The sequence below is a fragment of the Porphyrobacter sp. HT-58-2 genome (genome assembly GCF_002952215.1).
In the GTDB taxonomy this organism is placed as follows: domain Bacteria; phylum Pseudomonadota; class Alphaproteobacteria; order Sphingomonadales; family Sphingomonadaceae; genus Erythrobacter.
In genome coordinates this window covers 3,092,798-3,106,944 of sequence record NZ_CP022600.1, presented here as the reverse complement: position 1 = coordinate 3,106,944, position 14,147 = coordinate 3,092,798, and the positions used below count along the sequence as shown (strand labels likewise).

The 14,147-nt window shown below is 63.3% G+C and carries 9 protein-coding genes; 3 read left to right on the top strand and 6 right to left on the bottom strand.

Features of this window, described 5'->3' with window-relative positions; genetic code table 11:
* Positions 1 to 181: 181 nt before the first annotated feature.
* Genes CHX26_RS14685 through CHX26_RS14670 form a run of 4 tightly spaced genes read right to left on the bottom strand, consistent with a single transcriptional unit; the run spans position 182 to position 6,256 of the window.
* Complete coding sequence (locus CHX26_RS14685) at positions 182 to 1,705, bottom strand: tryptophan halogenase family protein (protein WP_104943019.1); 1,524 nt, start codon at positions 1,703 to 1,705, stop codon at positions 182 to 184.
* Between the two features lie 4 nt (positions 1,706 to 1,709).
* Complete coding sequence (locus CHX26_RS14680; protein ID WP_104943018.1) at positions 1,710 to 2,741, bottom strand: LacI family DNA-binding transcriptional regulator; 1,032 nt, start codon at positions 2,739 to 2,741, stop codon at positions 1,710 to 1,712.
* Positions 2,742 to 2,747: 6 nt separating this feature from the next.
* On the bottom strand, positions 2,748 to 4,412 hold the full coding sequence (locus CHX26_RS14675; protein WP_104943017.1) for an alpha-glucosidase family protein: 1,665 nt from the start codon (positions 4,410 to 4,412) through the stop codon (positions 2,748 to 2,750).
* Entirely contained in the window at positions 4,412 to 6,256 is a 1,845-nt protein-coding gene (locus tag CHX26_RS14670; RefSeq protein WP_104943016.1) for an alpha-amylase family glycosyl hydrolase, read from the bottom strand. Before CHX26_RS14670 ends, CHX26_RS14675 begins: the two co-directional genes overlap by 1 nt.
* A gap of 313 nt (positions 6,257 to 6,569) precedes the next feature.
* Here CHX26_RS14670 and CHX26_RS14665 point away from each other — a divergent pair, with 313 nt between their 5' ends.
* Genes CHX26_RS14665 through CHX26_RS14655 form a run of 3 tightly spaced genes read left to right on the top strand, consistent with a single transcriptional unit; the run spans position 6,570 to position 11,583 of the window.
* A complete protein-coding gene (locus CHX26_RS14665; RefSeq protein WP_104943015.1) occupies positions 6,570 to 8,117 on the top strand; it encodes an MFS transporter in 1,548 nt (515 codons plus the stop codon).
* On the top strand, positions 8,114 to 9,481 hold the full coding sequence (locus tag CHX26_RS14660; RefSeq protein WP_233997186.1) for an alpha-amylase family glycosyl hydrolase: 1,368 nt from the start codon (positions 8,114 to 8,116) through the stop codon (positions 9,479 to 9,481). The genes CHX26_RS14665 and CHX26_RS14660 overlap by 4 nt, the downstream gene beginning before the upstream one ends.
* A gap of 29 nt (positions 9,482 to 9,510) precedes the next feature.
* Positions 9,511 to 11,583: a glycoside hydrolase family 97 protein gene (locus tag CHX26_RS14655; RefSeq protein ID WP_104943465.1), complete on the top strand. Its 2,073-nt coding sequence runs from the start codon at positions 9,511 to 9,513 to the stop codon at positions 11,581 to 11,583.
* A gap of 304 nt (positions 11,584 to 11,887) precedes the next feature.
* On the opposite strand, the gene CHX26_RS14650 is transcribed toward CHX26_RS14655, so the two are convergent.
* Positions 11,888 to 12,673, bottom strand: a complete 786-nt coding sequence (locus CHX26_RS14650; RefSeq protein WP_104943014.1) for an APH(3') family aminoglycoside O-phosphotransferase — start codon at positions 12,671 to 12,673, stop codon at positions 11,888 to 11,890.
* Positions 12,674 to 12,920: 247 nt separating this feature from the next.
* Positions 12,921 to 14,141 (bottom strand): 5-aminolevulinate synthase, encoded by a 1,221-nt coding sequence (gene hemA / locus CHX26_RS14645; protein WP_104943013.1) that lies wholly within the window; start codon positions 14,139 to 14,141, stop codon positions 12,921 to 12,923.
* Between the last annotated feature and the right edge of the window lie 6 nt (positions 14,142 to 14,147).

Genomic DNA, 14,147 nt, shown 5'->3' with positions numbered 1-14,147 from the left:
CGACCAGACCTCGGGTCGCACCGGGTTGCAGGAAGGGCTCGCCAGCGATGGCGGGCCCTTTCGGTTTTCGCGGGGTGCTTGCAGCGGGTTTGTGCGGGCCTTGCGCGGGCTTGCGACGGGTCAGACCCCGGTCAGACCCCCTCTTGCCCCCTCTTTGCAGAGGCGTTTCACGTGAAACAGGTCAGGCGGCCACTTGCGGCGCGGCGCAGTGGCGGGCGATGAATTCGCTGTGGGATGGCATGGCGGCGACGGCCTCGCTCATCGCAGCGCGAACCTGCGCCATCCGTTCGGCCACCGGCACCGCACCGCGCATGTGCGCCAACGCCGGAGCGCGCTGCGGCACGATGCCCTGGCCAAGATAGACCGCGATCCAGCTGGGGTTGGCGAACAACTCCTGACCGTCTGCCACCAGCATCCCGTGCTCTTTGAAATGGTCGATCTTGTATTGCAGGCTGTCGGGGATCGGCATGGCGCTGCAATAGCGCCAGAGTTCGGAATCCTGCCGCTCGCTGGCCTTGTAATGGAGGATCAGGAAGTCGCGGATAAGCTCATATTCCCGCGCGGTTTGTGCGTTGTACTCCCTTGATAAAAGGGGCGACATCGCACTGTCCGGAAAGAGCGCGATAAGACGCAGGATGGCGTATTGGATCAGGTGGAGCGAGGTCGATTCCAGCGGTTCCATGAAGCCTGCGGAAAGCCCGATCGCGACGCAATTCCTCTTCCAGAACTCACGCCGCCTGCCGGTGACGAACCGCAAGGGACGGGGATCAGCCAGCGGTTGGCCATCGAGATTCGCCAGCAGGGTCGCGGTGGCCTGATCTTCGGAGATGAATTCGCTGCAATGGACATAGCCGTTGCCGGTGCGGTGCTGGAGCGGGATGCGCCACTGCCACCCGGCCTCGCGCGCGGTCGAACGGGTGTAGGGGGTGAACTCGCCCCTCTCACACGGCACCGCCACCGCGCGGTCGCAGGGGAGCCAGTGCTGCCAGTTATCGTAGCCTGCCGCCAGTGCCTCTTCGATAAGAAGGCCCCGGAAGCCGCTGCAATCAATGAAGAATTCGCCTGCGACCCGGGTGCCGTCGTCAAGCGTCACAGCCTCGATGAAGCCATTCTCACCCCGCAGGGACACGTCGACGACCTTGCCTTCGAGGCGCCTTACCCCGCGGCTTTCCGCAAAGCGCCTGAGGAAGGCCGCATAGAGCCCAGCGTCGAAGTGATAGGCATAGTCGAAGGTCGACTGGATCATCCGCCGGTCGGGCGATGGGTGAGTGAACCTGCCCGCTTTGGCCATCGCCCAGCACATCGAGAAATCGTCGATCGGGCCGTCCACCCGCCCCGCCAGATGCTCGCGCATCCAATGGTGATAGAAAGGAACACTATCGAATTCAGCGCCATACTGACCGAAGGGGTGGAAATAGCGATGGCCCTTGCGCCCCCAATCGACGAACTCGATCCCGAGCTTGTAGCTCCCTTGCGTCTCGCGCACGAAGGTTGCCTCGTCGATGCGCAGGCGCTGGTTGAAGTGGCGGATCGGCGGGATGGTTGCCTCGCCCACGCCGACGGTGCCGATGGCCTCGCTTTCGATCAGCGTGATGGCGCAGGACTGGCCGACAGCATCCGCCAGCGCCGCCGCCGTCATCCAGCCCGCGCTGCCGCCGCCGACGATGACGATGTGCCTGAGCGGGGCGGGCAAGCCGTCTGCCATGCCCCTACCCGCCGCAGCTTTCCCTGATCAACAGGCTGGTTTCCAGCCGTTCGGGCATGGCCGGGCCATCGCCCTTGTCGATCAGCTTCGACACCAGCATCCGTCCGGCCAGATTGGCGTCCTGGTCGATGGTGGTGAGCTGCGGCGTGACCAGCCGGGCAGCGGGGATATTGTCATAGCCCACCACCGAAACATCACACGGAATGCTGATCCCCGATCGGCTGAGCGCCCGGATCGCGCCGATCGCGATAAGATCGCTGGCGGCGAACACCGCATCGAACTTGAGCCCGCCGGCAATTGCGCTGCGCATGGCCGCCTCGGCGGAATGCACTTCGAAATGGGCGGGCAGGATGAGGCTGTCGTCCAGCGCCAGCCCTGCCTGATCGAGCGCCTGGCGGTAGCCACGGAAACGCTGTTCGGCCTCGGGCGCTTCGGTGTCGCCAAGGAACAGGATGCGGCGGCGACCCAGCCGGGCGAGATGCGCGGTTGCTCGTCGTCCGCCCGCCAGATTGTCCGAACCGATGGTGCAGTACTGCGAATCCGGGAATTCGGCTCCCCACACCACGAAACGGTTGTCCCGTGCAGCCAGGGCATTGAATTCGTGATGCAAGGAGCTCTGGCCGATGAAGATCACGCCGGTGGCGCGGCTCGTGCTCATGGCGTAATCGAGATCGCCGCCAGCACGCGGGGAAAGGTGGCTGATGATCAGATCGGCGTTGCGCTCCCGCGCGGCCTCGGCAATTCCCGCCAGCAGTTCGAGGAAGAACGGGTCGGACACTCTGGTGTCCCGCGCCTGCGGAGCAGGGACGACCACTGCGATGGTGGCATCCGCACCGATCGGTCCGCTCGGCATCGAGGCGCGGAACTCGTAATCATGGGCGCGAGCAATCTGCCAGATTTGCTGCTTGGTGCGCCGCTTGACCGAGGGACTATCGTTCAGCGCACGGCTGACAGTCGAGATCGAGACCCCCGCCTCGCGCGCGATGTCCTCCAGCGTGGCACTGCGCCGGGAAATGAAAGATGAAGTGTCGTCCATTCGCGCCTAGCTGACTTCAAGGCTAGCCCAATAGCCTGTCCCGGGGTGCAGTGCCACAGGCAATGCACCGCTGCCGACCATGCTTTCGGTCGCGATCAGGTGCAGCGTGCCGAGCTCCGCCGGGGCGTTCCAACTGGCAGGCACATCGCCGAGATTGAAGACGCACAGCACGCGCTCGTCATCATCATGGCGCAGAAAGGCAAGGATGTGCTCCGGGCTGTCCAGCAGCGTGATCCCGCCTTGCACCAGCGCTGGATGTTTGCGCCGCGCTGTCAGCAGATTGCGGGCATAGGCAAGGGTAGACGCCGGATCTGCCGCCTGCCGGTCAACCGCAAAGCTGGTGTGAGCCGGGTCAAGCTTGAGCCAGGTGCGGTTGGCGCTGGAGAAACCGGCCTGCGGCGCGCCCTGTTGCCATGGCATCGGTGTGCGTGCGCCATCACGGCCCAGCGTGTGCGGCCAGTTGGCGATGGCTTCAGGGTCCTGCAGATCCTCGAAAGCGACTTCGCCCTGTGGCAGGCCCAGTTCCTCGCCCTGATAGATGATCGGATTGCCACGCAGGGCCAGCAGCAGCAGCAGGTTCAATCGCGCGGCACGGGCCATGTTGCCGTCCAGCGTCCAGCGGGTGACGGCGCGGGGCGCATCGTGGTTCGAAAAGGCCCACGATGGCCAGCCTTCGCCCTCCTCGCCGCTCCACTGGGCAAGGCTGGCGCGCACCAGCGGTGCGGTGAGGCGCGGAGCATAGAGGAAATCGAAATTATAGGCTGAATCGAGCCGTTTGCTGCCTTCGGTAAAGGCCTTCATCTCTGCCAGTGGCTCCGGCCCGCCGACTTCGGCGACGGTGAAGCGGCCCGGAAACTCGTCGATGGTCTGCCGAATGCGTTCGAGGAAGCCTGTGATATCGGGGTGCGACTGGTTGAACTGCTTGACCTGCATGTCGAACGGGCGCGTGACCTGCTCCATCGGCACGCCGCTCGGCGGGTTATCGCGCAATTCGGGATCATGCATCGCAAAGTTGAGCGCATCGAGGCGGAACCCGTCCACACCCCGCCCCAGCCAGAACCGTGCGACCTCCAGCAGCGCGTCCTGCACGTCGCGGTTATGGACGTTGAGGTCAGGCTGCGAGGTCAGGAAATTGTGCAGGTAATACTGCTTGCGCGGCCCGTCCCACTGCCACGCCGAACCGCCGAACACCGACTGCCAGTTCGACGGGGGCGAGCCGTCGGGCTTGGGATCGGCCCAGACATACCAGTCGGCCTTGGGATTGGTGCGATCCTGCCGGCTCTCCTGAAACCAGGCGTGTTCATCCGAGGTGTGCGAATAGACCTGATCAATGATCACCTTCAGCCCGAGCCTATGGGCCTTTTCGATGATGCAGTCGAAATCGTCGAAGGTGCCGAAGCTCGGGTCGATCCCGCAGTAATCGGCCACGTCATAGCCGAAATCCTTCATCGGCGAGGTGAAGAAGGGGCTGATCCAGATCCCGTCCACGCCGAGATCGTCGATATAGTCGAGCCGCGCGGCAATGCCCGCAAGGTCGCCGATCCCGTCGCCATTGGTATCGCTGAACGAGCGTGGATAGATCTGGTAGATGACCGCGCCGCGCCACCATGCAAGCGCCGGAGTGGCAAGGGCATCGGGCCGGGTCAGGACAGGCGAGCTACTCACAGGCATCAATACTCCGCCTTGCACACGACATGGCCGGTTGCGGGAATGGTCAGCCGGTACGTCCCCGGCGCGGGGCTGTTAGCGGGACAAGCGCCCGAAAGCGATATCCAGCGGCGCGCGCGGGCATCGACCGGGAAGGCGACGTCACGGGGGGCATTTCCGGCGTTGAAGGCGACAACCACTTCGCCCTGCCCATCAGGATCAAGCCGCGAGAACACCAGCGCATTGCTGCCGTCGCGAGGCTCATGATCGGCATGGCGGGTGATCTGCAAACCTTGGCGCAGTGCTGGCTCTGCCTTGCGGATCGCCGCCATCGCAGCAATCGCGCGATAGATGGGATGGCTCTCGTCGAAATTGCTCTGCGCGACGCTCGCTGAGGTGCCTGCCAGCACATTATCGGTGTAGACCGCCGTGACCGACGGGAACATCGTCTCGCGCGCGTCCTGATCATTGCCGTCCGAGACGAAGCCCTGTTCGTCCCCGTAATAGATCGTCGGCACCCCGCGCGAGAACATCATCAGCGCATGGCCCAGCGTGATGCGGCGCACCAGCTCGGCATCGGAAATGCCGGGGTTGGCCTGCTTCACGAACATGGCAAAGCGGCCCATGTCGTGATTGCCGAGGAAGGTCGGAAGTTGCCGCGCGGTGGCAAAGCCCTTGGCGTAGACCGCATCGGTTTCGAACAGATAGCTCAGCGTCGTCGCGGGCTTGCCGTCTGCCACCACAGAGCGCACCCGGCCCTGAAAGGCGAAGTCGAGCACTGCAGGCAGGCTTGCCTCTGTGGTGAACTTGGCAAGGTGGGCCGGATCGAATTCGTAGGCTTCGCCGAAGATGTGGAAGTTGGGAATGCCTTCGGCCCTGGCGTGTTCGAGCATCGCCGGGGCGAAGGCCTGCCAGAATTCCGGGTTCACGTGCTTGGCGGTGTCGATCCGGAAGCCGTCGACTTTGAAATCGGTGATCCACTGCTTGTAGATCTCGATGAAACCTTCGACCACGCGCGGGTGGGTGGTGAGCAGATCGTCAAGCCCCGAGAAATCGCCGGTGGTGCGGCTTTCGCCCTCCCACACGGAATCGCCGCGATTGGTGTAATAGATCGGATCATTGAGCCAGGCGGGGTTCTTGGCGGCTTTTTCGCTCGCGGGAACATAGGGGGTGTAGGCCCATGCCGGATTGGTCAGCCGGGCGAAGTTGTCCGCCGTCAAATGCTGCGGATCGGTGCCGAGGAAACCCTGATTGATCGGCTCACCATCCAGCCCGCCGCGGGTGCTCCAGGGGTAATCCCCGATCGAACGATAGGGACAATCGGCCTGCACGCTGACGCCGGCGTTCTTGCCGTGGCATTCCTCGTACTTGATCACGTCAGCGGTGTGGTTGGTGATGATGTCCATATAGACCTTCATCCCCCGCGCATGGGCGGCATCGACCAGCGCCTTGAACTCCGCGCGCGTGCCGAAATGCGGATCGACGTCGAGGAAATCGGTGATCCAGTAACCGTGATAGCCGGACGTCTCGCGCCCAGGCGCGCCTTGCACCGGCTTGTTCTTGAACACCGGCGCAAGCCAGATCGCGGTTGCTCCCATGCGCTGGATATAGTCGAGCCGTGCGGTCAGTCCGGCAAGATCGCCACCCTGGTAGAAGCCCTTGTGTGCAGGATCGAAGCCATGATCGAGCCGTGTCCCGGCGATCCCGCCGCGATCATTGCGTTCGTCGCCATTTTCGAACCGGTCGGGGAGGACGAAATAGATGATCTCGTCCTCGGGCGGGCGCTCGGTGAGCGGCATGGCGCCAGGCTGTCCTGCCAAGGCACTGCCTGCGCAAAGCGCAGCGACCAGCGCGACAAAGATTCGCATAATGACCCAACTCCCTCCACCGGGCTTTCTGCCAGCTTGGGAAAAATTTTGCAAATCTTTGTGGGCGGCTTTTTCATGGTCCCATTTTCATCACAAAGATCTATAATTCAATGCTAAAATGAGGAATAGGCGAGCGTCTAAGTGAATTTTTCAGGGAAAATTCGAAAGTTTCTTGCAAAATTTTGCAGGGCGTCCAGACTATAGTCGGCAGGGGCTATTCGTCACCGGGCAGCAGACCCGTTCAGACATAGCCTCGGCCGGGAGCCGCGTCATCCGTTCTCTAGTGGACACGCGGGGGAGAGGACGAGATGATATGATTGAAGCCGGCCGCAAGCCTGCGCTCAATGCCGCGCAGATCTGGAATATGAGCTTCGGCTTTCTCGGTATCCAGATTGGGTTCGAGCTTCAGAACGGCAATGTCAGTCGTATCTTTCAGACATTGGGTGCCGAGGTAGGCGAACTGGCCATCCTGTGGATTGCTGCGCCAATGACAGGCCTGATCGTGCAGCCGATCATCGGTCACCTTTCCGACAAGACCTGGAGCCCGCGCTGGGGGCGCCGCCGTCCGTTCTTCCTGATCGGCGCGCTGCTTGCCAGTCTTGCGCTGTTCGTCATGCCCAATGCACCCGCCCTGTGGGTGGCGGCGGGGATGCTGTGGATCATGGACGCCTCGCTCAATATCACGATGGAGCCGTTCCGCGCTTTCGTCGGCGACAACCTGCCCGACCGCCAGCGCACCATGGGCTATGCGATGCAGAGCTTCTTCATCGGGACTGGCGCGGTGGTGGCAGGGGCCTTGCCCTGGGTGATGACCAACTGGCTGGGTCTCAGCAATGTTGCGCCGGTGGGCGAGATCCCCGAGACGGTGCGCTGGTCGTTCTACATCGGCGGCGCGGCGCTGCTGGCGGCGGTGTGCTGGACGGTGTTCACCACGAAGGAATATTCGCCGCAGGAACTCGCCGGGTTCGCAGCGGCGGAAGGCGAGGGTGCAGGTGCGCGACCCTCCAGTGTCCAGCGTAGTGCCGCGCAGTTTGTCAGTGGCGGCACGGCATGGATCATCGCCGGGGTCATCCTCGCTGGCTTCGTGATGCTCGGTCGCAGCGAACCGCGACCGGCCCTTTTCGGCGCGATTGAAATCGAGAAAGACCTCTATGTTCTCGCGGGTCTGGTCGGAGGGTTCGGGGTCATTCAGCTCATTGCGGGGATGCTGCGCGCGCAGGGCCGAAGCGACAACGGCTTCATGGAAGTCGTCAGCGATCTGTTCGCCATGCCGCGCACCATGCGCCAGCTGGCCGTGGTGCAGTTCTTCAGCTGGTTCGCGATGTTTGCGCTGTGGATCTACGGTACGCCGGGGGTGACCGCCTACCACTTCGGCGCGGGCGACGCAGCGAGCGCCGCCTATCAGGACGGCGCCGACTGGTGGAGCCTGATGGGATCGGTGAGGAACGGCCTTGCTGCCGCTGCCGCATTGGGCTTCGTGGTGGTGGCCGCAAAGATCGACCGCACCCGCCTTCACGCCATCAACCTGATGTTGGGCGCAGCGGGCTTTGCCGCGATTCTGCTGATCCGCGATCCGGCGCTGCTCTGGGTGCCGCAGATCGGCATCGGCATAGCATGGGCCTCGATCGTGTCGCTGCCCTACGCGATCCTGGCGGGCTCGGTTCCGCCCGAGAAAATGGGCATCTACATGGGGGTGTTCAACATCTTCATCGTGGTGCCGCAGCTGCTCGCGGCGACGCTGCTCGGCTTTCTTGTCACCAATATTTTCGGCGGCGTGCCGATCTATGCCTTCGTGATTGCGGCGGTGAGCTTCGTACTGGCGGCGGGGGCAACGCTGCTGGTGAAGGAGCAGACGGCATGATGCGTCTGGCATTCGCGCTGCTGGCTCTGACGCTCGCCGCCAATCCTGTACTGGCCGAGACGGATTACACCCCGCGCGACGCGGTGCAGGTGCAGAACGCCGACTGGACGCGCGATGCGGTGCTCTATCAGCTCAACACCCGCCAGTTCACACCGGAAGGCACCTTCAAGGCCGCACAGGAACAGCTGCCGCGTCTGGCCGCGATGGGGGTGGACATCATCTGGCTGATGCCGATCCACCCCATCGGCGAGGCGAACCGCAAGGGTACGCTCGGCAGCCCCTATGCCGTGCGCGACTATCGCGCGGTCAATCCCGAGCTCGGCACCGAGGCCGAATTCCGCGCCTTCGTGGACGAGGCCCACCGGCTGGGCCTCAAGGTCATCCTCGACTGGGTCGCCAACCACTCCGCCACCGACAATCCGCTGACCCTCAGCCATCCCGAATGGTACACCCGCACTCCGGAAGGCGCGCTCACCAGCCCGGCGGGAACCGACTGGTCCGATGTCGCCGACTTCGACTACAGCCAGCCCGCGTTGCGCCGTTACATGACCGAAAGCCTCGTTTACTGGGTGCGTGAATTCGGGATCGACGGCTATCGCTGCGATGTCGCCGGCTATGTCCCGACCGATTTCTGGGAGACGGCGCGGGCCGAGCTGGACAAGGTGAAGCCCGTCTTCATGCTCGCCGAATGGGAGCAGCGCGATCTCCACGCCCGCGCCTTCGATGCGACCTATGGCTGGGGCTGGAAGGAGGCGATGCAGCGCCTTGTCAAAAGCGGCGAGGGAGCAGGGCCGATGCGCGGCTATTACGCCGGGCAGTCCGAAACCTGGCCGCATGCCGCGATGCGCATGGTCTACACCGAGAACCACGATCAGAATTCGTGGGACGGGGTGGCGGCGGAAATCTACGGCCCGGCCTACGAGGCGGCGATTGCCCTATCCTTTGTCGGCGGCGGGTTGCCGCTGATCTATAACGGGCAGGAGGCGGATAACGACCGGCAACTCGAATTCTTTGAGCGTGATCCGATCGTGTGGAAAGAAGGCCGCCACGCCGATCTCTTCAAAAAGCTGATCGCGCTCAAATCCGCGACCCAGGCGCTCCACAATGGGCGCTTCGGCGCACCGATGGTCGAGGTGCCGACCAACGCCACCGCCGACGTCTTCGCCTTTACGCGCGGAACTGACGGCGAGCGGGTGTTCGCGGTGTTCAACCTCTCGCCCCGACCGCAGGCCGTCACCTTCAGCCACGCCCGTCACCATGGCACCTATCGCGATGCGCTGAGCGGCGAGGCGGCGGCATTCACAGGCGGCGAGACGCTCGAACTGCCCGCCTGGGGCTTTTACATTTTCGCCGAGACCAAGTGAGGCGCCGCCAAGGCGCGGGAGAGGGACGCATGACCAAGCACTGGAAACCGCTCGTGGCACTGGCCGCCATCAGCTGGGCCGCGGCCCCGGCCCATGCCGAAAGCCTGACGCTGGCCTCGCCTGATGGCCGGATCACCGTCACCGTCAGCGATGACAAGGGGCAGGCGACCTACACCGTCGCTTACGAAGGCAAGCAGGTGATCGCGCCCTCCAAGCTCGGGATGCTGTTTGCCGATCATCACGGTTTCGAGCGCGGGCTTGCCATCACCGCATCGATCCGCACAGCCAAGGACACGACGTGGGAACAACCGTGGGGCGAGCGCCGCTTGGTGCGCGACCAGCACAATGAACTCGCCGTGACCTTCAAACCCGCCGATGGCCCTGACCGCCAGATGACCGTCCGCTTTCGCGCATTCGATACCGGCGTAGGGTTCCGCTACGAATTGCCCGAGCAGGCGGCGCTCCAAGGCGACGTCGCCATCACCGAGGAGCTGACCCAGTTCGGCGTCGGCGAGCAGACCACCATGTGGTACACCCCCTCGGACGAGTTCAACCGCTACGAATATCTCACCCGCGTGGCCCCCGCTGGCAAGGTCGACGACGCGCACACCCCGGCGACCTTCCGCAACGAGGACGGGATCTATTTCAGCATCCACGAGGCCGCGCTGGTCGATTACGCCGCCATGTCGCTCGACCAGCTACGCCCCGGCAATTTCGAATCCAAGCTGCGCGGCTGGAGCGGCGGGCCAAAGGTCAAGACGAGGACTGGCTTCACCTCGCCCTGGCGCACCATTCAGGTGGCGGCGAACGCGGTGGGCCTGATCAATTCGGACATCATCCTGAACCTCAACGAGCCTAACAAGCTGGGCGACGTGTCATGGGTGGAGCCCGGCAAATATGTCGGCATCTGGTGGGCCATGCACATCCGCGACCGCAGCTGGGGGCGCGATCAGATCCATGGCGCCACCACCGAAGAAACCAAGCGCTACATCGACTTCGCCGCCAGGCACGGCTTTGCCGGCGTGCTGGTGGAAGGCTGGAACATCGGCTGGGACGGCGACTGGTACAATAACGGCGACCTGTTCCGCTTCACCGAGCCGATGCCTGATTTCGATCTGGAGGAGCTTGGCCGCTATGCCCGGTCCAAGGGTGTGCGCCTAATCGGCCACCACGAAACCTCGGCCAACATCACCAACTATGAAAACCAAATGGAAGCCGCCTTCGACCTCTACGAAAAGGTCGGGGTGCGGCAGGTCAAGACCGGCTATGTCGCCGATGCGGGCGATGCGGTGCGGATCGACGCAAACGGTGTGCGCCATTACGAATGGCACGACAGCCAGTTCATGGTCCGCCACCACCTCAAGGTCGTGCAGGAGGCTGCCAAGCGGCAGATTTCGATCAACGCGCACGAGCCGGTCAAGGATACGGGCCTCCGCCGCACCTACCCCAACTGGCTCGCCCGCGAAGGCGCGCGCGGGATGGAATACAACGCCTGGGGGACGCCGCCCAACCCGCCCGAGCACGAGGCGATGCTGGCCTTCACCCGCATGCTCTCCGGGCCGATGGACTTCACCCCCGGCATCTTCGACCTGAGGCCCAACGAGCGGCCGCCCTTGCGCGAAGACATGCCGCGCGGCGATCCGTCCAACCGCCCCGAGACCACGCTGGCCAAACAGCTGGCGCTCTATGTGGTGCTCTATTCCCCGGTGCAGATGGCCGCCGACCTACCGGAGAATTACGAAGCACGCCCCGACGCCTTCCAGTTCATCAAGGACGTAGAGGCCGACTGGGAGGAGTCGATCGCGCTCGCAGGCGAGATCGGCGATTACGTCGCGATCGCGCGGCAGGGGCGGAAGTCTAAGGAGTGGTTCCTCGGCGCGGTGACGGACGAGGAAGCCCGCGATCTGTCGCTGCCGCTCGACTTCCTCGCAAAGGGCAGGAAATATCGCGCCCAGATCTACCGCGACGGGCCGGATGCCGACTGGAAGACCAACCCCTATGCGATGGTGATCGAGGAGAAGGTCGTCACCGGCGGCGATGCCTTCGCGGCGCGGATGGCGGCAGGCGGCGGGTTCGCGGTAAGGTTCATCCCGGTGAAGTGAGGGCAATCCGGGCCGTTGAGCTTTACAAACTTGACACCGTGTCAACTTCGGCTGCTCGAAACTTTCTGAATTTTTTCAGATGCCTGCGTCCGATTCTGGAAAGTGGACGGACAGGGAGCGGGGGGCTTGTCTTGCGCTCCGGGGGTTCAACGGCTTCTTGGGACCGGACACAACGATGGGAAAGAGCCGCAGGCACCATAGAGTCTGGCGGGGGCGTAGGAAATGTCAGCAACCGTCGCTCGCTGGCCAGAAGGCGACAATCAGGAAGCGACCCCGAAGCGGTCGTTCAATTTCTCTCACGCACTCAGAATAACTCATTCAAGAGCTGATATGTCTCAAGCTTGCGGCGGTCGCCTTCGCCGACGCCGTAGCGCATGAGAAATCGCGCTTGGGCGTCCGATCCATAATCAGCCAGATCTCTCCAGCAAATTGCGAGGTCGTGATAACGATCAGCCAGCCCGGCACCACCGACATCAATGCATCCCGTGATCCCGCCATCTTCGATCAGGACGTTATCCAGCGAGAAATCACCGTGGGTTACGACAAGGTCAGTCTCTAGAGGCAACTGGGCCTGAATGGCCTTCCAAACATCTTCTGCGGACCATCCCTGCTGCTCCCGGTCAAAATCCGCTTCATTCACCAGTCCGGCATCAATCCGCACGCGGCCCTCATTGAGCCTGCGCTCTAGCCGCGCGTCGAAGGGACATTCAACGATTGGCAATTCATGGATCAGGCGGAGGAAATCAGCGAGTGCGTCGACGATAATGCCGAGGTCATCAGGGTCTTCATCGAGCAAGGCTCGCGCGCTTTTGCCTGCCAGCGCCTTTGTCATCAGCCAGCACTCGTCTTGGGTAGCGACAAACCTGATAATCTCGGGAACCGGCAGGCGGGAGTGTAGCCACCGGAGCCGGATCATCTCGTCTGCAACCGCATCGCCGCGCGCATCCTTGCCGTGTTTCAGGTAGGCAACCGTTTGTCCCTCGCGATCATCGAGGCGCAGCACCCCGCAGCCGGATTCTCCGACCGGTGAGGGAGTGGCGATCCAAGACCCAATGAGCTGTTCCAATATTCCGGAGCTGTCGGCGGTCATTCAACTGGGATATGAGTGGCACAACGCATTGGCAATGCGCTCTCAATTGCCGGCGAGGTAGATTTATGGGTTGCACAAAGCTGCCCTTCTGAAATCCACCCAATCCCCGTTATCCGCCCCCAATCGCCATCACCCGAAAGCCGCCGCGCGCCCTCCACACGCAAAGAGGGCGGACGCCACCCCCATGGCGTCCGCCCTCACTCCCGTCCAAGGGAGAGCCGGTAGTCCTGTCAGTCGGGAAGCGCCCTTACGCGGCCTGTTCCATCCGGGCCAGTTCGCAGTGCGACCAGATTTCGGACAGCGCCTTGATCAGCCGGTCGATGTCGCCATCGGTATGCACCGGTGAGGGCGTGACCCGCAGCCGCTCGGTGCCGACGGGGACAGTCGGGTAGTTGATCGGCTGCACATAGATGCCGTGATTGTCCATCAGCCAGTCGCTGATCATTTTGCACTTCTTGGCATCGCCGACCATCACCGGGATGATATGGCTGGGGTTGTCGAGGTGCGGGATGCCCATCAGGTCGAGCTTGCGACGCACCTGTGCAACACGCTCCTGCTGCAACTCGCGCTCGGCGCTGCTGGTTTTCAGGTGCCGGATGCTCGCCGCAGCCCCTGCCGCGATGGCGGGGGGCAGGGCGGTCGAGAAGATGAAGCCGCTGGCGAAAGAGCGCACAAAGTCGACGAGGTTGGCGCTCGCCGCGATATAGCCGCCCATCACCCCGAAGGCCTTGCCGAGCGTCCCTTCGATCACGGTGATGCGGTCCATCAGGCCTTCGCGCTCGGCAATCCCGCCGCCGCGCGGGCCGTAGAGGCCGACCGCGTGGACTTCGTCGATATAGCTCATCGCCCCGTGCTTTTCACACACGTCGAGGATCTCGGCGATGGGGGCAATATCGCCGTCCATCGAATAGACGCTTTCGAAGGCGACCAGCTTGGGCACTTCGGAGCCATACATCGAGAGCAGTTCGTCGAGATGCTCGGCATCGTTGTGGCGCCACACCTTGTAGGGCGCGCGGGAGTGGCGGATGCCTTCGATCATCGAGGCGTGGTTGAGCGCATCCGAGAACACGACGCAGCCCGGGATCTTGCTGGCGAGCGTGCCGAGGCCCGCCCAGTTCGAGACATAGCCGCTCGTGAACAGGAGCGCGCTTTCCTTGCCGTGGAGATCGGCCAGTTCCTGTTCGAGCAGCACGTGATAGTGATTTGTGCCAGAGATGTTGCGCGTGCCGCCGGCGCCGGCGCCGCATTCATCGAGGCAATCATGCATCGCCTCAAGCACGGCAGGGTGCTGTCCCATCCCGAGATAGTCGTTCGAACACCACACCGTCACCGCCTGCGTCTCTTCGTCAACGAAGCGGGTAGCGTGAGGGAAGCGGCCGCGATGGCGCTTGATATCGGTGAACACCCGGTAACGGCCATCGGCGCGCACAGCATCAAGCTCGCCAGCGAAAAAGGCTTCGAAATCCATGGGTGT